At 35.4% G+C, this 21,652-nt stretch carries 23 protein-coding genes; 4 read left to right on the plus strand and 19 right to left on the minus strand.

The window, feature by feature from the left end:
- Positions 1-84: 84 nt before the first annotated feature.
- From F5ESL0259_RS08445 to F5ESL0259_RS08465, 5 genes are all read right to left on the minus strand, one after another.
- Positions 85-1,638: an ATP-binding cassette domain-containing protein gene (locus F5ESL0259_RS08445; RefSeq protein ID WP_122038172.1), complete on the minus strand. Its 1,554-nt coding sequence runs from the start codon at positions 1,636-1,638 to the stop codon at positions 85-87.
- 272 nt (positions 1,639-1,910) lie between these two features.
- Positions 1,911-2,354 (minus strand): ASCH domain-containing protein, encoded by a 444-nt coding sequence (locus F5ESL0259_RS08450; protein ID WP_122038173.1) that lies wholly within the window; start codon positions 2,352-2,354, stop codon positions 1,911-1,913.
- Positions 2,354-2,746: a cytidine deaminase gene (locus F5ESL0259_RS08455; protein WP_370448810.1), complete on the minus strand. Its 393-nt coding sequence runs from the start codon at positions 2,744-2,746 to the stop codon at positions 2,354-2,356. Before F5ESL0259_RS08455 ends, F5ESL0259_RS08450 begins: the two co-directional genes overlap by 1 nt.
- A 45-nt stretch (positions 2,747-2,791) precedes the next feature.
- Positions 2,792-3,277, minus strand: a complete 486-nt coding sequence (locus F5ESL0259_RS08460) for a GNAT family N-acetyltransferase (protein ID WP_122038175.1) — start codon at positions 3,275-3,277, stop codon at positions 2,792-2,794.
- Positions 3,278-3,422: 145 nt separating this feature from the next.
- Positions 3,423-4,310, minus strand: a complete 888-nt coding sequence (locus tag F5ESL0259_RS08465) for an SDR family oxidoreductase (protein ID WP_122038176.1) — start codon at positions 4,308-4,310, stop codon at positions 3,423-3,425.
- A 160-nt stretch (positions 4,311-4,470) separates the two neighbouring features.
- On the opposite strand from F5ESL0259_RS08465, the gene F5ESL0259_RS08470 reads away from it, so the two are divergent.
- Both F5ESL0259_RS08470 and F5ESL0259_RS08475 read left to right on the plus strand, forming a co-directional pair.
- Positions 4,471-4,836: a DUF805 domain-containing protein gene (locus F5ESL0259_RS08470; RefSeq protein ID WP_122038177.1), complete on the plus strand. Its 366-nt coding sequence runs from the start codon at positions 4,471-4,473 to the stop codon at positions 4,834-4,836.
- A 368-nt stretch (positions 4,837-5,204) separates the two neighbouring features.
- Positions 5,205-5,762 (plus strand): hypothetical protein, encoded by a 558-nt coding sequence (locus F5ESL0259_RS08475; RefSeq protein ID WP_122038178.1) that lies wholly within the window; start codon positions 5,205-5,207, stop codon positions 5,760-5,762.
- Positions 5,763-6,025: 263 nt separating this feature from the next.
- On the opposite strand, the gene F5ESL0259_RS08480 is transcribed toward F5ESL0259_RS08475, so the two are convergent.
- The 12 genes from F5ESL0259_RS08480 to F5ESL0259_RS08530 all read right to left on the minus strand — a co-directional run bounded on the left by F5ESL0259_RS08480 (position 6,026) and on the right by F5ESL0259_RS08530 (position 16,442).
- Entirely contained in the window at positions 6,026-7,192 is a 1,167-nt protein-coding gene (locus tag F5ESL0259_RS08480; protein WP_122038179.1) for a MalY/PatB family protein, read from the minus strand.
- A 5-nt stretch (positions 7,193-7,197) separates the two neighbouring features.
- The gene (locus F5ESL0259_RS08485; RefSeq protein WP_122038180.1) at positions 7,198-8,088 is read right to left on the minus strand and encodes a DUF3737 family protein; all 891 of its coding nucleotides are present in this window, start codon (positions 8,086-8,088) and stop codon (positions 7,198-7,200) included.
- A 426-nt stretch (positions 8,089-8,514) separates the two neighbouring features.
- On the minus strand, positions 8,515-9,630 hold the full coding sequence (locus tag F5ESL0259_RS08490) for a glycoside hydrolase family 172 protein (protein WP_122038181.1): 1,116 nt from the start codon (positions 9,628-9,630) through the stop codon (positions 8,515-8,517).
- Between the two features lies 1 nt (position 9,631).
- Positions 9,632-9,790, minus strand: a complete 159-nt coding sequence (locus tag F5ESL0259_RS08935; RefSeq protein WP_147446454.1) for an MFS transporter — start codon at positions 9,788-9,790, stop codon at positions 9,632-9,634.
- Between the two features lie 200 nt (positions 9,791-9,990).
- A complete protein-coding gene (locus tag F5ESL0259_RS08495) occupies positions 9,991-10,896 on the minus strand; it encodes a Nif3-like dinuclear metal center hexameric protein (protein WP_122038231.1) in 906 nt (301 codons plus the stop codon).
- Positions 10,897-10,915: 19 nt separating this feature from the next.
- Complete coding sequence (locus F5ESL0259_RS08500; RefSeq protein WP_122038182.1) at positions 10,916-11,773, minus strand: PRD domain-containing protein; 858 nt, start codon at positions 11,771-11,773, stop codon at positions 10,916-10,918.
- 11 nt (positions 11,774-11,784) lie between these two features.
- On the minus strand, positions 11,785-12,201 hold the full coding sequence (locus F5ESL0259_RS08505; RefSeq protein WP_122038183.1) for a PTS sugar transporter subunit IIA: 417 nt from the start codon (positions 12,199-12,201) through the stop codon (positions 11,785-11,787).
- A gap of 1 nt (position 12,202) precedes the next feature.
- Positions 12,203-13,024, minus strand: a complete 822-nt coding sequence (locus F5ESL0259_RS08510; protein WP_122038184.1) for a PTS system mannose/fructose/sorbose family transporter subunit IID — start codon at positions 13,022-13,024, stop codon at positions 12,203-12,205.
- The gene (locus F5ESL0259_RS08515; protein ID WP_122038185.1) at positions 13,017-13,811 is read right to left on the minus strand and encodes a PTS sugar transporter subunit IIC; all 795 of its coding nucleotides are present in this window, start codon (positions 13,809-13,811) and stop codon (positions 13,017-13,019) included. The genes F5ESL0259_RS08510 and F5ESL0259_RS08515 overlap by 8 nt, the downstream gene beginning before the upstream one ends.
- 2 nt (positions 13,812-13,813) lie before the next feature.
- Positions 13,814-14,308, minus strand: coding sequence for a PTS sugar transporter subunit IIB (locus F5ESL0259_RS08520; protein ID WP_122038186.1), 495 nt, complete (start codon positions 14,306-14,308; stop codon positions 13,814-13,816).
- Positions 14,309-14,456: 148 nt separating this feature from the next.
- Positions 14,457-15,536, minus strand: coding sequence for an alpha/beta hydrolase (locus tag F5ESL0259_RS08525; RefSeq protein WP_158596032.1), 1,080 nt, complete (start codon positions 15,534-15,536; stop codon positions 14,457-14,459).
- A 156-nt stretch (positions 15,537-15,692) separates the two neighbouring features.
- On the minus strand, positions 15,693-16,442 hold the full coding sequence (locus F5ESL0259_RS08530; RefSeq protein ID WP_122038188.1) for a sulfite exporter TauE/SafE family protein: 750 nt from the start codon (positions 16,440-16,442) through the stop codon (positions 15,693-15,695).
- A 99-nt stretch (positions 16,443-16,541) separates the two neighbouring features.
- Here F5ESL0259_RS08530 and F5ESL0259_RS08535 point away from each other — a divergent pair, with 99 nt between their 5' ends.
- Both F5ESL0259_RS08535 and F5ESL0259_RS08540 read left to right on the plus strand, forming a co-directional pair.
- Positions 16,542-17,099, plus strand: a complete 558-nt coding sequence (locus tag F5ESL0259_RS08535; RefSeq protein WP_122038189.1) for a TetR/AcrR family transcriptional regulator — start codon at positions 16,542-16,544, stop codon at positions 17,097-17,099.
- Between the two features lie 65 nt (positions 17,100-17,164).
- Positions 17,165-17,773, plus strand: a complete 609-nt coding sequence (locus tag F5ESL0259_RS08540; protein ID WP_046325709.1) for a hypothetical protein — start codon at positions 17,165-17,167, stop codon at positions 17,771-17,773.
- A gap of 267 nt (positions 17,774-18,040) precedes the next feature.
- On the opposite strand, the gene F5ESL0259_RS08545 is transcribed toward F5ESL0259_RS08540, so the two are convergent.
- A complete protein-coding gene (locus tag F5ESL0259_RS08545) occupies positions 18,041-19,063 on the minus strand; it encodes a branched-chain amino acid aminotransferase (RefSeq protein WP_046325710.1) in 1,023 nt (340 codons plus the stop codon).
- A 306-nt stretch (positions 19,064-19,369) separates the two neighbouring features.
- The gene (locus F5ESL0259_RS08550; RefSeq protein ID WP_122038190.1) at positions 19,370-21,466 is read right to left on the minus strand and encodes an ATP-dependent Clp protease ATP-binding subunit; all 2,097 of its coding nucleotides are present in this window, start codon (positions 21,464-21,466) and stop codon (positions 19,370-19,372) included.
- Positions 21,467-21,652 lie beyond the last annotated feature (186 nt).

A 21,652-nucleotide genomic window follows, 5' to 3' on the forward strand; every position in this document is an offset into this window, starting at 1 on the left:
GCCCCTTAATTGTTTTATAGCAAAATACTTAAACTAAAAACAAGTCATCTATGATTTTCCTGCTATTACCGCAGTTAATAAGACTTAGTCCTTTTTTGAAATTCTATTTATTTCCCGGGAAATATTTTCAATGTCATTAAATGAAGCATTAGGATCAGAAATCAGTTGGTCTAATTTGAATTGCAATAAACTGATCTGATTAGCAGTCTTAGCATTTTCTTTACTGGAGAAATCACTAGGCGTTATCAACTTATGATTTTTTATTTTCCAAGAAGTAAAGTTTAAGTTTTTTAACAGGTTCTGATCGTGAGAAACTACAATAACAGCAAACGGATAGTTTCTTAAAAATTCTTCTAAAGCATTAATAGATGAAATATCTAAAAAGTTGTCCGGTTCATCAAGGATCAGTAAGTTATGTTCACCTAAAAGCACTTTTGCCAATTTAAAACAAACAATCTGTCCTCCACTCAAAGCACTAACGCGATTATCCAAAGATTTTTGCAAATGCAAGTCACCTAAAAGCTGCATTGTAGTGGTTTTATTAAAAATACTGTTTTTATATATTACCTCTTTTACTGTAGCTGTTTCTTCAGTTTCCTGCGCCATATTTTGTTTGAAATAGCCCATTTTTAGCTGTGGATTAAGCCAGACAGCCAGTTTCTTGTGAAATAATTTTGCTAAAAAAACTGATTTCCCAGCACCATTTTTTCCAGTTAACGCTATTTTTTCTTTTCCTTTAATCTTCAGCTCTTTAGTTATTGCAAATAATTGCTTTTTATAAACAGTAACACTTTGATTCTTGAATCTGACTATGCTGCTTTTCTGTGATAGCTCCAGGTTCATATTTTCAATATTGCCTAAAGTGATTGGCTGATGAACTTGCGGCTTTTTCAGCGTCGTTTCTGCTTTAGTTATACGCCTTTTCAGTAAAGTACTTTTACGAAAAAGGCTTTTTTCTAAACCGCTGCTATCTTTTATTTTCCAATCGGACCAAGAAATACTTTTCTTTTTCTTAGTAGATTTTTTAGCCCTAATTTCATACTCCCTTTGATCTTTTCTTAGTTTTTTAATTTCAACTTGTTTTTGAAAATACTCAGTGTTCTGCCTTTTTTCTTGTGCTCTAAGAAATTGCTGGTATTCGTCATAAGTACCCTTAAATTCATGAACTTGCTGGTCCTTGATCTGCCAGATAGCATTGACAAGCTTACTTAAAAAAGCCTGATCATGACTAATTAACAGAATTGGTTGTTTTAAACTGTCTAAGGCTTTAATTAGCCATCTTTGTTGCTCAATATCTAAATTAGATGTCGGCTCATCCAAAATTAGCAGAGTATTCTGAGTTTGATTTAACTGAAGTAATGCTTGGACAATAGCTGACTTTTCCTTTTCTCCTCCACTTTGCTCACTGTTATTTAAAATTTGTGGTACTAAAATAGTATGGCAATTTCTTTTAACTTGCCCCTCTACCTCGAAAACTGTAGGCTTTTCAGCAATAATGTTAACTAACGTAGTTTTACCTACACCATTATCACCTATCAAACCAACTATTTGCCGGTCTTGAACATTTAAATGTGGAGCTTGAAATAAAACCTCACCTTGATATTCTACTTTCAGACTAGTTATTTTAATATATTCCATATTAACACCTGCTTTTTGCTAAAGAAAAAGCACTGATAACCAAATTGCCCATAATTTGATTAGCAGTGCACAAAAAGCCAGTGAAACTAAAAAATCACCACAAAGAGACAATACTAATTTCTGATTATCGGCAAAAAAGCATGACAAAAGCTTTGGCTATCAAACTTTTTGCTTACTAATAAAACCAGAAATTAATTCTCCATTTTGGCAATAACCTCTTTCTCTAAATTATTTTAACTATATCATATTTTTTTCATTTTGCAACGTCCCAATTAATCAATCTTTGCAAAAGTTTCACAAACCATTGGCGCTTGAGGATAAAATTTTTGACCATTAGCTTTAAATTCTTCTTCAAAGAATTGATCATGAACTGTGCGCCAATATTGATAACTGCGATCTCCTTCTCCTTCATGATAAGCATGCTCTGCGGAAATTTGATTATACGGAATAATTTCTACAACTTTGTCTTGGACAACACAGACGGGTTTACCTTGACCATCGAGAATTATGTTCCAATCGCCAACTTTAGGCATATCTTCATCACCTGGTACATATTCTGAAGTTGTGGCAGTTTTTACGCCTCTCCTAACTAATTCAGCCAATTCATCTGCATCTTTTTCACTATAACCAAAAGCCCAAGCGTCAACTTTAGTGTCAGCAGCTAAATTGTGCTTAAGACAAAAATCCTGCCAAAATTGTTTTATTTCTTTATCCATTATAGCCACCATTGCGGGGTTAGTTCGTCCATTGTAGCAACTTTATCCTTTTCATAGTCCAGCATAATTTCAACTTGTTGATAATCTTTTTCCATTAACTGAACAATAAATTCGCGACAAGCACCACAAGGAGCACCATTTTTACCATCTGCCATTAATGCTAAAACTCTGCTAATTTTAGTTTCACCATTTGTAATCATATTAAAAAGAGCACTGCGTTCCGCGCAGACACCTAATCCACAGGCTGTGTCAACACAAACTCCCGTATAAATTTTTCCTGATTCAGCTAAAACAGCAGCAGCGACTCCACCAGCTTCCATATGAGGGCCAATGGCAGTGAACCCTTGTACTTTTTTCGCTGCCTCATACATTTTTTGCCATGTTTTATCCATAGTTTTCACCTGCAATTCTTTCATATAATATCTATAAAACTAAACTCAAATTTTCTTTGACATAATATTGAATTTATAGATGCCGCCATTTGAATGCACATTTTCTGTACCTGTTTGGACATAACCTGCCGTTTGATAGACTTTAATTGCGCGCAAATTAAAGTCAGCAACGGATAAAACAATTACTTTATAGTCATAGTTATCTTTGACAAAATTTTCAATGACTGAAATAAATTCGCTGCCTAGACCATGACCAGTTAGATTAGGAGCTAGTCCCAACCCAACTTCAACTTGTTCTTTTTTCTCCCTATCTGGATCAAGACAAAAGAAGGCGACCAAGTTCTCGTTTGTATCCAAAACCTGAAAGTAATTATTTTTACGTAACTGGGGAGAAATTATTTCATCATAATCTTCTCGATCATTTTTCATATCGTAAAAAGCATATTGTCCGTCATAATGCCACTCATCTGCGATAATCATGGCATTTTTTTGAGATAAAAGTGTTATTTTTTGAAAAATACTTTTATTCATTTCTTCACCTCTATTCTTTGGATATTAAAGACTAATTAATTATTTAATATACTGAAGCCCTATCCAAAAAGCAAATTTTACATAAAAAAATCCGCTTTTACTTACACAGAGGCAAAAACGGAAATTAAATTTAATTTATTATCCTTTAGTTAATAGCTGGTCCACCTGTGGCACCATATACTTGGCCTGTCACATAACTTGCCAAGTTTGAAGCCAAGAAAATATAAACATGAGCTATTTCATCAGGTTGTCCTGCGCGTTTCAACAGTACTTCCTGACCAAATGTAGCAAGAGCATCGGTTGGTTGACCACCACAAACTTGCAGAGGTGTCCAAACAGGACCAGGTGCAACACTGTTAACCCTAATTCCTTTAGGTGCAAGACTTTGAGCCAAATTAATAGAAAAGCTGACAATTGCTGCTTTGGTAGCTGCATAATCAAGCAATATTGGTGATGGACTGAAGCCTTCTAAAGAAGTCGAGGTCAGAATTACACTGCCCGGCTTCATATGCGGCACTGCAGCCTTAGCCATCTCAAACATTGAAATGATATTAACTTCAAAAGTATCGTGCACTTGATCCATTGACAAATTCTCTATGCCATCAACATTTTGTTGGATAGCTGCATTCATTACCAATAATTCTAAACTGCCCAATTCTTTGACGGCTTTTTCAACAACTTTTGCTGCTTCGCCACGTTTACGGAAATCAGCTGGCAGCAAAATTGCTTTACGTCCAGCCTTTTTAATCAGTTCAGCTGTATCTTTAGCATCTGACTCTTCTTCCGGCAAATACTGAATGGCAACATCGGCTCCTTCTTTGGCAAAGCCAATCGCTACGGCGCGACCAATACCCGAGTCACCACCTGTGACGAGGGCATTGCGACCTTTCAACAATCCATGTCCCTCATAGTCGGCCATGTCACCGGCAGGTGCAGGATCCATTTTGCTTTGCAGTCCAGGATATTCCTGTGATTGCTTAGGAAAATCATCATGATGATAACGCTTTAACGGATCTGATAAATTATTGTTCATTTGTACTTTCTCCCTTCAATGAATTCAAGTTCAAGATACCGCTTTTATAATAATAAAACAAAAATAACGCTTATTAATTCACATAAAGCCTTTATCTTTGCCCATTCTCTTGCAATGCACTATGATGAATTTATTAGGCAAAAGTAGGAGGAAATATTTAATGATTAAATCATATAAAAAGTTCTGGCAGAATATTTTTAATTTTTCTGGCACTGCTAATCGTTCAGAATATTGGTGGCCAGTGATTATTAACTGGATATTGGCTTTTATTTTGATGAATTTAGTTGAGAGCTTATTAGGTCACTCAATTAATGATATTTATAATTGGGGCGATTGGAGCATTAAGACTAGCTCTCTCATCATATCCTTTGTCGTCTGGATTGCAATGTTATCTTTGCGCTTTCGCCGTTTACATGACAGTAATCATTCTGCTTGGTGGATTCTAATTATGATAATTCCAATCATTGGCGACATTTGGTTTGTCATTTTAATGTTATTACCATCCAAAGCAAATAATTACGATTAAAAAGTATTTCCGTTTCAATAAAAATTTAACTTTATTTAAAGTAATATAAATCAGGTGCAATAATTTACCTTTAGTGTCATTATTGCGCTTTTTCTTTGCCAGCTAATATTTCTTCCGGCAATTTTTTCGCTCATCCATGTTATGCTTTTTGGTAGCTTCATTATAAAAAGTTAGTTTGCGGTCAATTACTTCTATTAATTTATCCAGTATCATCATTTATGCAATAACCTTATTAATTAATGAACCCCATCTCTATCATCAAGTCAATCGTAATAATGTTTCACATGAAAAAAGCAATTTTTTATTTAAGCATATAAAGTTTGTATAATATCTATCCTTGCTATAATTAGGAAAAGGAAGTATATTTTATGCATATTAAAAATCAGTTAGTAAATTGGCCAAAAAGTATGTTACCAACAAAAATGACACAGAAATTATTCAGCCAATTTAATCAAAAAATGGCACAGATACCACAATTATGGGAAAGAATTAATTCAAATAATTATTCATGGAATTTATCTGGACTACAACAAATTCAAAATTTATTGCAGGTTTGCGCTAAGCATAATAAACATATTGCAGAACAATTAAAACAATTATCCACAGAAGCAAATGAGCAATTAGTCTCTGTCTTTAAAAATAGCACCTTTTTAAAAATTCTTGCTCAGAAAATGCAGCTATCACCACAAACAACAAAAAAGATTCAAACTTTATTAGATAAGTTCACAAGTAGTAATAGCAAAATTTCTCCGGGTAAACTTTTGATCATAGTTTTGTTTATTGCAATGGGTGCTCAACTACCGCTAATTTTTGAAGACTCGGTTAATTTCAAAGGCATCATATTAGCAGTCTCAACTATTCTTGACTACATCACCACTGCCATTCAACTTGCTCAGCACTTTCAAAAAAATAAATCTAAAAATTAATTTTTTACAACTTAAAACCGGCAAATAAAAGGGCTGTTTCAACAACTAGTATGCAAATAGGTAATTAACTATTCGCCTTATTAGCAAATTAATAATATTGAAAATATGCTGACTCAAATATATAATCTGCCATATTTATTACCTTTTTGTTTTTGAGTTTCACATGAAACATTAATTTCGTTTATAGCACTAGTTAGCTTTTTTTATTACTTTCTAATCAAAAAACGACTATGCTAATTGCCATAGTCGTCTTTTTAACATATTTAAGCAGAATATTGGGTTAGTCCTGTCTTTAACCTTTCTAAGCCATCTTTAACCATCGCTAACGGGCAAGCAAGGTTCATGCGTAAAAAGTTGTGACCGTTACCGCGATAAATACTCCCCGGTGATAAAACCAGACCTGTTTTCTTTTCTAAGTAGTCAGCTAATTCTTGCGAGTCGGTACTAATCTGTTCAACATCAAGCCAAATTAAATATGTTGCCTTGCCTGAGACCACTTTTACTTGGGGAAGATTATTGCTGATAAACTCTTGAGCATATCTAAAATTAACGTTTAGCTGCTTAATCAATGCTTGCAGCCAATCATGACCATATTCATACGCAGCAATTGTTCCCGGAATGGCGAGCAAATTTGGTTCTGCTATTTCGTCACTATTGAGACCGCGATTAACCATAGCGCGCAGGTTACTATTCGGTACGATAGCGGTTGCTGCATGTAAAGCTGCAACGTTAAAGGTCTTACTTGGCGAAACCAAGGAAATGACGTTGTCACGTGCAGGACCATTTACTGAAAAGGCAGGAGTATAATCTGGCCCTTCGCGTACCAGATCACCATGAATTTCATCAGATAAAAGTACCACATGATGTTTAAAGCATAAATCAGCAATTTTTTGAACTTCTGCTTGAGTCCATACCTTTCCTACAGGATTATGCGGATTACAAAAAATCATTAGTGTCGTCAGAGGTAATGCTAATTTTTGTTCCAAGTCTTCCCAATTGATCTTATAATTTGAACCATCAAATTGCAGGTCATTACTTAAAACGTGTCGACCGTTATTTTCAATTGAATTATAAAAAACATTGTAAACTGGTGCTTGCACTAAAACATTGTCACCAATGTGAGAAATTCGCCGCACAACTGCAGAAATTGCTGGTACTACACCCGTAGTAAAAATCAGCCATTCCTGCTCTGGCCGATGACCGTGCTCTTTTTCATACCAATCTGCTACAGCATTAAAATAATCATTTTCAGGCCACTCATAGCCAAAAACACCGAGACTAATTTTTTCTTTCATTGCAGCAATAATTTCCGGTGCGGTTTTAAAGTCCATGTCGGCAATTGACATTGGTAAGTCGCCCTTTTTAACATGCCACTTGACTGAATCTGTCATACTTCTATCCGGTGCATTAACAAAATCATATTTATTCATTATATTTAATCCCCTGGTTTCTGATTTTCATCTGAATGATCAATCTTCTCATCAATTTTAGCACAGATAATTTCCGTTTTAGCGGGAGTAATTTTTTGTGGATCTAGAATCAATTTACCAATTGCAGGAGCAGCAATTCTACCGGAAATTGGATTCTTTACACTATCAATCTTACTTGGAACCGTAGCGTCGATATCAGAAACATATTCAAAAGCTAAGTCCGTGTGAATTAAATTGGTATTTTTTAATTCCAAATGGTCAATGTAATTAAGTCCTTGATCACTTTCAATCTGACAATTAATGAACTTAATATTGTGGCCATTCCAGGCCAAATATTCCCCATCTATTAGCGAATCATACACAGTAACATTTTCACAGTTCCAAAAGGCATCTTTAGAGACAAAAGTAGAATGATGTACTTCAACATTTTGAGCACCATCAAAAACATAGTTACCAACCACACTGACCTGGTCAAGATAAATATTTTGACTGTCTTTGCCAAAATAATCACCGTTAATTTGACTATTGGTAATGCGAATGTCCTTGCATGTCCACATTGTCTCCTCAGCATTTGCAAAATGAACATGGTCCAAATTTATTTTTTCTGCTCTTCTAAATAATTTTGGTGCCTGCAAAGCCGAATTTTTAATCGCAATATTTTTGGTATACCAGATACCACTACGAGCCATAGTTTCAAAAACAGTATTAGCAACAGTGATGTCATTGTCATACCACAACGGATATTTCCACTTAAAAACAGAGTCTTTAATGCTAATTTTGCTGGCTTCCTTTAGTGGGGACTCACCCTCTCCAAAAGTGATTCCTTCCAGTTGTGCATCTTTTAGTCCAAAAAGAATTCTTTCACCTGCAAAAAAATGATTTTTGATAATGCTCATTCTGATCTCTTTTCTTTGATATAATTGGTGGGCTTTAATTTTTATTTAAATAACCAAATTGCCTTATTTTATTATCCACTGAAAAGTATTCAACATAAAATACCAATTAATTAGGTCCTACTATTACAAAAAGTTATACTAAATTACTTTTCAATTATATAAATATTTTACCATTCTGCTAAAAACTTACTGTATCTTTTTTAAAAGATTGAAAGGCTTTTTAAATAACTACGGCTAAAGTAAGACCATCTGATAAGGAGATATCTAAATATAGTAAAAATTACGCACTCTTATAAAACATGACGTTCTCAAATAGATGCAGAGTACAATCAAGGAAGCTGGAATTTTGACAGTTATCTGCGCCCGAAAAAACGTGGTTCTGTTATCGTAACAGAATCACGTTTTTAATTTGTCATTTATAAATACCTAGCGCGGCACTCTTTCCGGTTGAGGAGCAATAGCTGGTAAATTACTTGCTTTTTCTGCTGAATACCAATAGGCAACTGCAGCAACATCATCTGAACGCTCAAACAATTGAATATCATTATTGCCAATTTGCTGGACAGTTACTTTTAAATCGTGTTTAAACCGAATTGGGTCCAATAAGTGAAAGCGATATAACCCATGCATTGGCAAAGCATCATTGCCAAATGCATGTAATGGCATTAACTCACCATTATTAAATTCATCCCGCGTATGATCGACCTTTGACATAAATGGATATCCCATAAAAGGTCTTTGAAAAGTTTGGGCGTAAGTCTTACCGTTTTTGTCTTTTTGGTGAAACGCCCACGCTCCACCAAAATAATCTTCAGTACCTGTAGAAGTAACTGTTGGATAATTGGTATCACCATCAATGTAAAATTTGAATTCTCCTTCACCCCACCAATAACGTTGTAAGGCGCAGACTTCAAAATAGACGCCTACAAAATGTCCGGGGCCTTTTATAGAAGGTAAAATTACAAAATCATTTTGTTTTTCAGTATATTCTTGTCTATTCCAAGCAGCGTGAAAGTATGCGGCATCTTCGGGCACATCTTTGATAACATAGTCAATACCATAAAAGAAACCGTCAATATCACCAGGATGTTCGTTTGTGATTGTGATTTTAGCGGATTTTCTAAAAGGCATTGGAAAGTAACTGTTAAAGCCCCCTGTTGGATTAACAGTAATTAAAGCAGAATTAATATCACATCGTTCGCCAAAGCCATTACAGAAAAAATCGCCAATAGGAACTTCGACTGCCGGCTTGTCTGCTCCGTCCCAATACATTCTCAAAACTACATCCCGCAATACAAAACTACCTGCTGGAGTTGCATCAGCAATTGTCATCCAAATATGCCTGATTTCTCCTGCCGAATGAATATCAGCTATGGTCACAGTTTTTCCTTGAGGTAATTTAATAGAACCATTTCCTTTGCGGCTGGGACCCAAGTCACTGGCACTCATTGCGGCTTTTCCCTTAGCTCCCGTTAAATTTTCAGGTGATATTGTCCGATTTTCTTCATTTAAGTTAATTCGAGTTAAATCAGAAATGTTCATTTTAATTCTCCTTATTAGTCATTTTTATTTGGTTATAAATTTTATCAAGATTATAAAAGTACATTACTACAATTGATAATACAATCATAGCTATCGGTAACAAAATAAAGTTAGCCTTAATGGCAAAGATTGCTTTACCAGATTGAACGTGATGCGGCACATATTGGCCCCAACTTAGTAAAAAGCTCAACTAAACGCAAGGGTTGCAACTAAAAACAAATTAATTTAAAAGGCACCAGTATTAGTGCTGAGAACCCCAAAATTTAATATACAAAAAGTACGCGATTCTACTATCGTAACAAAAAACCGCGTACTTTTATTTGATATATCTGGCTTTCTTAACAATTCTTATATCATTGATCAACTTTCAGCAATAAAGTGGTACATATCTCCTGATTGGATAAAATTAACTGGAATCTCTGTATTTTTAATAGCTTCTGGCAACCACTTTTGCATATAGTGCATCCCTGCTTCTTCTGTATTAAAATGTCCAATTTGAACAATTGCTTTATTTAACCCCAACATATTGCTGTCTCTGATGTATTCAGCCAATGTAAAGTCAATCATTTCCATCATCAACACGCAATCAATCTTTTCTTGGTTGATTAAGTTAATTATCTCATTGGCATCTCCCAGATTATGAAGCGGAATAATAGCTTTTCTTACTGGCGTATCAAGGTCTCCTTCAATTCTACAACCATTTAAATGCAGTTTTGCAATTAAATGCTGTGCAATGTTTCTGGCAGTAGTACCTGCTGGAAAGTCAAAGTATAAGGGCATGCCACTAAAGTTTTGCATGTACTTCGTCCAGCCGAGCTCTTGGGCGTAGCCATAAAAGATACCATCTGCCCAGCCGTCAGGACTTTCTCTAGCGGGGATGCCAGAATGAAGGTGGTCATGATCCCTTCTTACTACAATTTTATATTGATCTAACAGCCTTTTCTTTTCTGCAAAAGTTTCGTTATGATTTTCTTTGAGCCAAGCAGTGTGATCTCCGTGATTCCAAAACATTGCCTCATGACAAATTATTAAATTTGCACCATACTGATGAGTTTTCCTTATTACCTCTACACTAGGCCAGCAAGTCGTCACTATTCCTGTACATTGATCATCCAGGTGGCTTTGACCATAAAGAATTCTATCTCTATCAGTATCATGGCCCAACTTAATTAGCTTTCCTGCCTCTTTTTGGCTACCAAATTTTTTGACTTCAATTTCTCCACGTTCATATTGAATTAGATGGTCTATTACTTGTGCTATTTTCATCAAAATTATTCTGCCTCTCTTATTCATCTTGCGAGCTGCTTTCAACTTGCTTTAAGTGAATTACTAAATAAAGACGCTCACTACTATTTAATTTATAATCCATTTCTTGAAAAAAATAATCCTGCAATTTTTTTAGAGTACCCTTTAATTCAGGAAATTGTTTTAAAAAAGAATCCAATATCTGCTTATTATCTTGAGACTTATCATTTAGATAAGTTTTATTGCTCTGAATCTGGGAAATTAAAAACCTTAAATGAACTGTAAGCCTCTCCAACGCCGTTGGTTTAGCTGGATAGCCTAAATCTGTAATAATAATTTGCAACACTTTACTTAGATGTAGGGTAACATAGTTTTCATTTGATTGCTTGTTTTCATCAATAGGACTAATTTCATTTTCAACAAAATGAATTGCAATTAAACTAATTTCACCAGCTGGCAATTTGACATTAAAAGTGGCATTGATTCTTTTTACCCCTTCTTTAGCTTCTTCATATTCAAGGGGATAAACATTTTTAACACTAGTTAATGATGAAATATTATTATTACTAGTTCTCTTAACGGCAAAATAAATATGATCGGCTAAACTGATAATCAAAAATTGATTAAACCTAGTTCCAAGTTTTTTCTCTGCATGATCAACAATATTCTTTGCCACTGCCAAATATTCAAGCGGTACATTTTCAAGTAAATTTGATAATGAATTAAGCCATTCCGGATCTTTGATATTTTTGATAAAAGTCTGTACACCATTGCCTTTAGTAATTTGGTCACCAGGTTGTTTTTTAAAGCCAATACCATTACCAAAAAGAATAGCTTGTTGATGATTTTTGATATTAACCAAAACGACATTATTATTAAAGACTTTTACTACTTTCATAACTTTATTTCCTATTCGTCATCTGATTCATTTCCATTATCATAATCATTCATATATACAATCTGATTTTTTGCTTGAGCTATCAGCTCCTGTATCTTTTGCTTTTTTAACTGATTACTTGGATCAAGCGTAATTGATAATACTAAAGCCAAATTAACACCTGTTATTACGTTTATATTTTCTCTTTTAATCAATTGTGAACAGTTCTGATTAACACTTCCCCCTAACAAATCTGTTAACAAAAATACTTGATCTTGTTCATTAAAACTATTTATTAAATTTGTCAGTTCTCGAATTGGAAATTCATTTTTACCATCTTCATAGGCACAAAGATAATGGATATTTTCGATATTACCTGCAAAAAATTTAACTGTTTCAGCCATACCTCTTGCAAGTGTTTTATGTGAGATGATTACTATCTGTTTCATTTTAAGCCTTTAAAATACCTAACGCTGCACCAACCATGGCGATAACAATTACCATCAAAATCAAGGTAGTCATTTTACGCCCTTTCTTTAACATCCAATAAAGTAAAGCCGTCAATAATACAGGTAAAAGTCCGGGCATTAATTGATCTAAAATTTGTTGACCGGTGAGTGTTACTCCCGCTTGGCTAAATTTTAAAGCCAGCTGAAAATTGATTGTCGATGGCACGATTGCTCCGATTACTGCAATTCCCAGCACTGACACAGCATCTGTTAAGGCAGAAAGTTTGTCACTCATATTAGTCATTAATGCAGTTCCAGAATCGTAGCCTACATTATATAGAAATGACCGTAAGAAAAATAACAAGACATACACCGCTAAATAGATCCACATGCCAATACTATTGCCATTTTTACCCATTGAAGCAGCAATAGCACCTAGTACAGTTGGGAATAATATCCAAATTAATGTGTCTCCAATTCCTGAAAATGGCCCCATTAAAGCAGTCTTTAAATCTTGTACTGCTTGGAGAGATTCGGTTTTGCCTTTCTCTTCAATTGCCAAAGTAGCTCCGGTAATAATTGGTGACATCCAGGGATTGCAATTATAAAATTTGAATTGATTATCAATAGAAGCCTGCAGCCCGTCCGGATCATCGTGATAGATTTTACTAAGTGCGGGAAATAGTTCCCATACCAAGGTAGCCGCAAGGCCACTGTCATAGTTATAAGTACTAATACCCATGTAGTGCCGTCTCATGGCACGCCAAATATCTTTTTTAGTTAAAACCCGGCCATCATTTTTCACTTCAACTTCTTTACTCATCTTCCATATCCTCCTGTGTTAACCCATTTGCGTCAGTACCTACACTAGTGCTACTAGTTTTTGCATAATTCATAAAAGTTGGAATTGCTCCGGCTATACCAATTAATGCCACCCCCAAAATTGGCATCTTCAAGTATGCGGTTAGCGCAAAACCAACTAATAACCAGTAACCGTATTTTTTAAGTGGCATAAAAGTTAAAAGCATAGCCATACCAACTGCAGGTAGCATTCCTCCAGCAACATTCAGTCCAATCGTAAACCAAGCTGGCATGAAGTTTAAAATACTGGTAACTACAGTTTTACCAAACAGAATTGCTATAAATACGGGGACAGCTGATTCCAAAGGCATTAATGCAGTCATTACAGGAATAAGCAGGCGCATTTTACGGTACTGTCTTTTATCGGCCAACTCATGTGCTTTATTGGTAATAAACGAATTCAAAATCTTAAGTAGAACATCCAATTGGATACAAATCATCCCTACCGGAACTCCCAATGCTAGCCCAGCAGCCATACCTTTTCCCGTACCTATCGCAACTGCTGTTGAGATTATTGCAGCCACTGCATAGTCAGGTGTAGAACTACCTCCCAAAGCTGCTACACCTAACGACATCAACTGAATTGTTGCACCAACAACTAGTCCCATTTGAAAATCTCCTAGTATTGCGCCAACCATGCAAGACCAAAACATATTGTTTGCTGAAATAATTTGAGTAGTCATAACATCTAATCTTTGAACATAAGCTATTACAGTAATTAAAATTATCTGCCAAACAGTAAATCCCATAATTATGCCCCTGCTTTCTTACTATTTAAAATTTTTGCTACATCAACACTATCGTCTTGGGGAACATATTGAGAGACAATCTTGCAGCCCCTGCCAAGAATTGCCCGATAAATATCAACTTGTTCGGGTTTGATGTATGCTCTCTTGGTCACTTTAATTGCATTATCAAAAGTTAATGTGCCACCTAAAACTAGTTTGTCAATTTTTTCTCCTTGTTCTAGCAAGTTAAGAAAAACATCGGGCGTTTGTGAAATTATGAAAACCTTTTGACGATCATATTTATGATTACTAAAGTTTGTTAATGCCGTTTCTTTAGTAATAATTGACACTGCCATGCCCGACGGCCTTCCTAGTTTCATCGCCTGTTTTTTTTGCGGATCGTTAGCCACGTCATCATCTATTACCATCACTCTTGTTGCGCCAGAATCAGGCGCCCAACTGGTTGCCACAATGCCATGAAGTAATCTATTATCAATTCTTGCTCCTATAATTGCCATAATTTTCCTCCGAAAAACAAAAACCAAAATAAAGATTCGTGACGTACTGTAAAAGCACATCATCATCAATATTTTGGTTTCGCCAGTTTCTAAACTGTTACGATCCTTTATTTACTTTTTAATTATTATACTATCAGTTTATTTTTACTTATGAAAGTGCTTTTTTAATTACTTTAGCTATTTCCAGACACATGTCCTCGGCTTGTGGTTCCGTGCCAAAAAAGTTCAAACTACCATGGTCACATCCCAGATATTTGATAACATTCAATTTTACATTATGCTGTAAAGCTTTTTTGATAAACTCTTCAGCTACTAAAGTAATTAAATCATATTGATTTAGAATAAAAGTAAGCGGTGGAATTTTACTCCAGTTTCTAATATTAAAAAGGTCTACGACTTCATCTCTGGGATCTATTTTGTAATGCAAATAGTTACTTTCAAAGCCAGCTAAAGAGTTTAACATCCTGCAAACTCTGTTTTTAGCATATTGCTCATCTTCTGGACAAACATCAAATTTATGCCAATCATAATATGGTTCCACATTATTATCTAAAGCCGGGTATAGTTCTATGACCCGGGAAATAATTGAAGTGTCCTTCATTAAAACAATACAAGAATTTATCAACCCACTGCCTGCACTGTCACCTGCCAAGACCAACTTTTCACTATGTGATCCAAGCTTTTCGTGGTTACTTGTTGCCCAACTAATGATACCTAATGCGTCATTAATTGCTGCTGGATAAGGGTTTTCTGGAGCCAGTCGATAATGGGGAAAGATGACTGTCGTTTGTGCCTGTTCAGCAATATATTTCATTTGTTTACCAAATTCTTCTATTTTACCGGTCATATAGGCTCCACCATGAAAATAAACTAAAATGGGATTGTCATGGTTTGCATTTTCAGCTTTAAAAATAAAGGTATCAATGTAATGGTCATTATCAATTTCAACTAATTGTTCTTCTTCAATTACCTTACTAGTTGTTAAATCATAGGTAATATTTTCTGGACGATTGCGGTCAAAATTTAGTGAAAATGGTTTAGATCCTATACCCTCATCCATCTTTTTCTGAATAACTTTTTTAACATATGGATCTACTATATTTAGCTTTGTTTCTCCTGTTTGACCAGGTACAGGTTTAACAGTTTCTTTAACGCCATTAATATTTTTTTCAAAAGTCTTCGTCTGTAATTCAGTTATTAAAGACTGTGAATATTGCCTTTCCTCCATGATTGCTCTCCTTTTTGCATAAAAAAACCGAAAAAGCATACTTACATATACTTCTTCGGTTTCGCCAGTTTCTAAGCTGTCACGATCCTAACTAATTTTCAAAATTATATTAACATACTTTTATGATCTTGGAAAGCGCTTGCTAAAAAATTTTATTCAAAACAATGACTTAGCCCCTAATAATATAAGCAAAATACCGATTGTAGGTTTCATGTAACGAGTAATTTTAGTTTTAGCTAAAATCTGGGCTAGTCTTGGTGCAATTATTGCACCTAATATAGCGCCAATCATCAAGGGCAAGCCAGCAGTCCAGTCTACCCGGCCGTCAGCAATATGAAAGATTGCGCCCGTAATGGTCATAAAAACTAAAACGTAAGTTGAAGTTGCAGTAGCTTGAAAATCTTGTAACCCCAGCAAAAATAAACCACCGATAATAACAGCACCACCGCTCATGCCGGCTACGCCAACCATTAAGCCGCCCAAGATACCATAAATTCCAGCTTCCATTCTGGCAAACTGCGTTTTCTTAACTGTTTCTGCGGTTTGTGCTTTTTTCTTAAATAACATATTAATGCCAAGCACTACTAAGACAATTCCTATTAGCCACTTATAAATTTTAGCGGGAATATATTTTGAGACCAGTGCTCCGATTATTACAGCTGGAATTGCCGTGAGTAACATTTGATTACCCACTTTAGTATTAATTTGTCTTTGGTGGTAATAACTAATTGCCCCGATTATTAATGAAGGTAAAGCAGTCACTAGTGAACTTGAAGAAGCTGTTGCCGCATTTAAGCCAAACAAACCGGTCAAAATTGCCAGGTAGATGGCTGCGCCGCCACCACCAAAAAGAATAACAAAGATTCCTATTACTAACCCTATTAATCCTAATAAAAAAATTTTCATAATGCTTGACCTCTTAATTTTTGCCATATCTTGTGTTATAGTTACAATATGTAATTATAATTTACAAGATGTAAAAGTCAAGCAAACAGGAAGATTAGTATGCCACGTCAAATTTTATCTAAAGAATTAATTATAAAAACCAGTATTAAATTAATTGAAAACAAAAAAGAAAATAATTTTGCGACCATTGCCAGAGAACTTGGTACTCAATCACAGGCTTTATATAACTACTTTCCTAATCAGTTAGCGCTAAATTATGCTATAGTTGCACGGATAATTAGTTTAATGACTGATCAGCTGCGACGAAACTTATTTGGTAAAGCCGGCATGACAGCAATTATTGATTTTGCAATGGAGTTTCGCCAAATAGCTCTTAATCATTTTCATTTAACACAATTTGTTTTGAAAATGCCGCGTACCAATATGTTTCCTGAAACTACTGCAGCTTTTAATGAACTTAAATCTATCTTTAATCAAATGATAGCAACTGAGTTTACTGATCCTAAAAAGCAATTACTGGCAAGCAGGTGCATTAGAGATTTAGCAATAGGAGATATTGTCAACGTTGGAACAGGTTGGTTTGCGGATAAATCGTTACCAGCCGATAAAAGTTTTCGCAAATTGCTGGAGCAAAGTCTTTGCGTTATTGCAAATTAAATTATATATGTTAACTTTATTTTAGATATTTGTTCAATAATAGTTTTTAATACTGGGAGGGAAAATTGAATTTTAATCATAGCGAGTTTATCAATGTTAATACACAAGCTAATACTGTTGACCTAAAGGAAGAGCCCATTCTTCGTGTGATAAAAGCTAAAAAACTCGCAAAGCCTGATGAAAATACATTTACTAAATTAGCTAATTGTAATTTTCATAATGGTATCATAGAGGTGCAAGTTTTAAGTCGACTATTGCCGGATGCTCCAGACTATGCACGTGGCTTTATTGGAATTGCTTTTCGAATTAATAAAGATAATTCGGCTTTTGAATCTTTCTATATCAGACCCACAAATGGTCATACAAAAGATCCAATAAGAAAGCGCCATGCTGTTCAATACTTTTCGTATCCACATTATACTTTTAAATACTTTCGCGATAATAAGATTACTAAATATGAAAATTCAGCAGATATCGGGCTCAATCAATGGATCACCATCAAAGCAGAAATAAAAGATGAAACTGGAAAGTTTTACTTAAATAACAACAGCAACCCTATTTTAAAGGTCTCGAGCCTTAAACATGGTTCAAAAGCCCAAGGTAGTGTCGGCCTTTTTGTTGATATTGGTACTGAAGGCTTCTTTAAGAATCTAAAAATTATTTCGACAGATTAAAAGATTCTGGTGAATAACAAAGTCTAAATTGGATACTAAAGCAGTCTGACCTGTGGTATAATTTTGATACATGACGATTGGTCTCTGACCTATTTGAGTTTGGTAAATAAATAATATCAATACCGAGCAGAATGTATATGAAAAAAGCACTGAGTCGTAAAATGATATGACCCCCAAATTTAGGAGTCATATCAAAACTCAATGCTTTTTTGTTGGTTTGGGAAGAGATAATTTTTTCCCAGACTCTTATGTTCCCGATATTTAAACTTATTCTACTGTTTGGACCCAACCCTCTGGGCCTTTTTTATTACCATACTGAATATCAACTAATTCATTATAAAGCTTAGTCGTTACCGGTCCAGTTTCTGTTTCACTGTAGATAACGTGCTTCTCACCCTTATAGGTAATTGAACCTACGGGGGAAATTACAGCAGCTGTACCCATAGCACCAGCTTCTTTCATGTTGAACGCTTCTTCCAAAGTGATTTGACGTTCAACCGGGTTTAGGCCTTGCCACTTAGCGACTTCCAAAAGTGAGCGCTTAGTAATAGAAACCAAAATCGATTGTGATTTTGGTGTGACAAATTGACCTTCTTGGGTAATGCCGTAGAAGTTAGCACCACCAAATTCATCAATATATTTATGTTCACGTGGATCCAAGTAAAGACAATCGGCAAAGCCGTTCTTGTGTGCTTCAACGGACGGAAGCAAGCTGCTGGCATAGTTACCTGATGTCTTTGCTTGACCAGTACCGGCATATGCGGCACGGTCGTATTCACTAACAATGTAATCTGCAGGGTTCAATCCTTTAATATATGCACCAACTGGAACCGCAAAAATGCGGAAAGTATATTCGCTGGCTGCTTCAACACCTAAAACTTTTGATGTTCCCACCATAAGTGGCCGTAAATACAGGGTCGCACCACTGTCATATGGTGGTACAAACTCTTCGTTAGCCTTAACAACTTGCTTTACTGCAGCAACAAACCTATCTTCAGGGAAAGGCGGCATGGCTAACCGCTTTGCTGAAAGGGTAAAGCGGTGTGCATTTTGATCAGGTCTAAACAGGTTGATTTTACCGTCTTTTCTACGATAGGCCTTTAAGCCCTCAAAAATCTCCTGACCATAGTGCAGGACTTCTGCACCTTCAGAAAATGTCATGGTTGAATCTTCAGTCAGTTTTCCTTCCTGCCATTCACCATCTTTATATTTTGCCTCATAGCGATAAGGCAGATCTCGATACTTAAATCCCAGATTTTTCCAATCTAGGTCTTCTACTCGTTGTTTCATTTGAACTGTCCCCTATAAAAAACTACATAAGCTAAAAATTTCTCTTTAGCTTTTAATATTAATTTAATTGTTAACTAATTTAAACTAATTTCTTTTTATTGTCAATAGTTAAACTGCTCTATTCCCCAATAAAATAATTTTAATTTCTAGTAATAAAACAAAAGCATACTTTTGTATGTGCATGTAGTTTCACGTGAAACGAATATATTTAAAAAAAGAGCCATCCCTTCATTGCAATATGACTCCCCAATTTATCTTAATTTCAGGGCTTACATCACTTTCATAGGATGACTCTCATTTTTAAAATTAGTCTTGCTTTGCACTATCTTTAGTTTCAGTATCAGTTTTTGCCGAAATGTCCAAAATTGCGGCATCATTTAGGTAAACATGTTTATCATCTGCTGTAAACTTAACTGTCTTTGTGTCAGGCTCCTTCATTAATAATTTGGCAATTGGCGTTTCTAAATCTTGTTCAACGACTCTACGTAGAGGTCTTGCACCAAATTTCTTATCATAGCCCTTGGCTGCTAAGTAGGCTTTAGCTTCATCAGAGACTTCAACCTTAACACCTTTTTTAGCCAAAACATGTGCCATTTTATTCAAATAGATATCAATGATCTTATTCATATCATCTTTGGTCAATGAATTAAACGGAACAATAGCATCAAGTCTATTCAAAAATTCTGGTCTGAAGTAGGTCTCAAGAGCTTTAATCAATTTATCATGATCAACTTTGCCGTCTTTTAATAATTGGTCAGAGTAGCCTGCATTAGAAGTCATGATTAAAATTGTGTCCTTAAAGGAAACTGTTCTGCCCTGAGCATCAGTTAAGCGCCCATCGTCCATGATCTGAAGCAAGGCATTAAATACTTGTGGGTTAGCTTTTTCAATTTCATCAAACAAAATCAAACTGTATGGTTGATGACGAACTTTTTCAGTTAATTGGCCACCTTCACCATAACCAACATAACCAGGTGCCGAACCAATCAATTTATTAACCGCCATCTGATCTTGATATTCAGACATATCCAGTCTGATAAGATGATTTTCACCACCAAATAGTTGAATGGCTAATTGTTTAGCTAATTCCGTCTTACCTACGCCAGTAGGACCAGTTAGCAAGAACGTACCAGTAGGACGATCATTGTCTTTGAAAACTTGTTTACGGGCAATCGCATCTGTAATAACGTCAACAGCATTATCCTGATCAATAACTACTTTCTTTAATTTCTCTGCCAGATCAAGATTCTTTTGTCCTGCACTTGCATGCAACTCACTCATTGGAATCTTAGTCTTAGCTTCGATTAAAGCGTAGATATCTTCATCAGTAACATGTGGAGTGGCAGCGTCATCCACGTGATTAGCCTTATCACGCAAGTCTTCGACTTGTTTTTTCAACTCGTTTGCTCTACTATAATCTTCTTTTTTGACAGCTGCTTCTTTTTCACTTTCTAGCTTGTTAATCCGTTTCTTTAAAGTTGCTTCATCGCTGGGAATTGTATCAAGGCCCTTTTTAGCACCTGCCTCATCCATTAAGTCAATGGCCTTGTCAGGTAAATAACGTCCCTGAATATAACGTTGCGACAATTCAACTGCGAGTTTCAAAGCACTGTCATTATATTTTACGTGATGGAAAGACTCATATTTATCTTTTAATCCTTCCAGGATTTTAACGGTAACTTCAGCTGATGGTTCAGGAACCTGTACCGGTTGGAATCTACGTGCTAGTGCCGCATCATTTTCAATTCTACGGTACTCACTTGTAGTCGTTGCACCAATTAAGTTTAAATCGCCACTAGCTAAAGCCGGTTTTAAAATATTAGCGGCATCACCGTTATTATTTTCAGAATCAGTAGAACCCGCACCAACTATATTATGCAATTCATCAATGAACAAGATAATATTCGGATTCTTTTTTGCTTCGTCAATCACTTTCTTAAGGCGCTCTTCAAAACTGCCACGCAAGCTTGATCCGGCAACCATATCATTAATATTAATTGCAATAATATGCTTGTCCTTCATTTTATCAGGAACATCGCCTGCAGCAATCTTTTGTGCCAAGCCCTCTACAATGGCTGTTTTACCAACCCCGGCAGGTCCAATTAATACTGGATTATTCTTCTTGCGCCGACTTAAAATTTCAATTACTTCCTGAATTTGTTCATCACGCCCAATTACAGGATCGTACTTATTCTTCTTAGCTTGTTCAACCAGATCAATACCGATTGGTTTTTGACCTTGTTTTTGTCCCATTTGTCCACCTTGATTCAAATCTTGCGGAGAAATATTCATACTACTGGAGTAATGAATAGGAATAGCACCACCATTGTCGTTAGTATTGTTAAAGAATGAATTGTTTAATTCGTTAAATAAATCGTCAAAATCGTTATCAAAATATGCCATATGCAAACACCCCTTTGATAGGTTATAAATTTGTAATTAGCACTCGATGAGTCCGACTGCTAATTACTTACATATAATATTATAGCAGGTTATCCACAGAAAGCAATAACAATGACTATTTTTTCCACAGATTTTCCGTTTTTTCCACAAAAGAAAAAAGCCTTGCTATAAAAGTACTAATGCTTT

The sequence above is a fragment of the Lactobacillus sp. ESL0259 genome (assembly GCF_003693045.1).
GTDB lineage: Bacteria > Bacillota > Bacilli > Lactobacillales > Lactobacillaceae > Lactobacillus > Lactobacillus melliventris.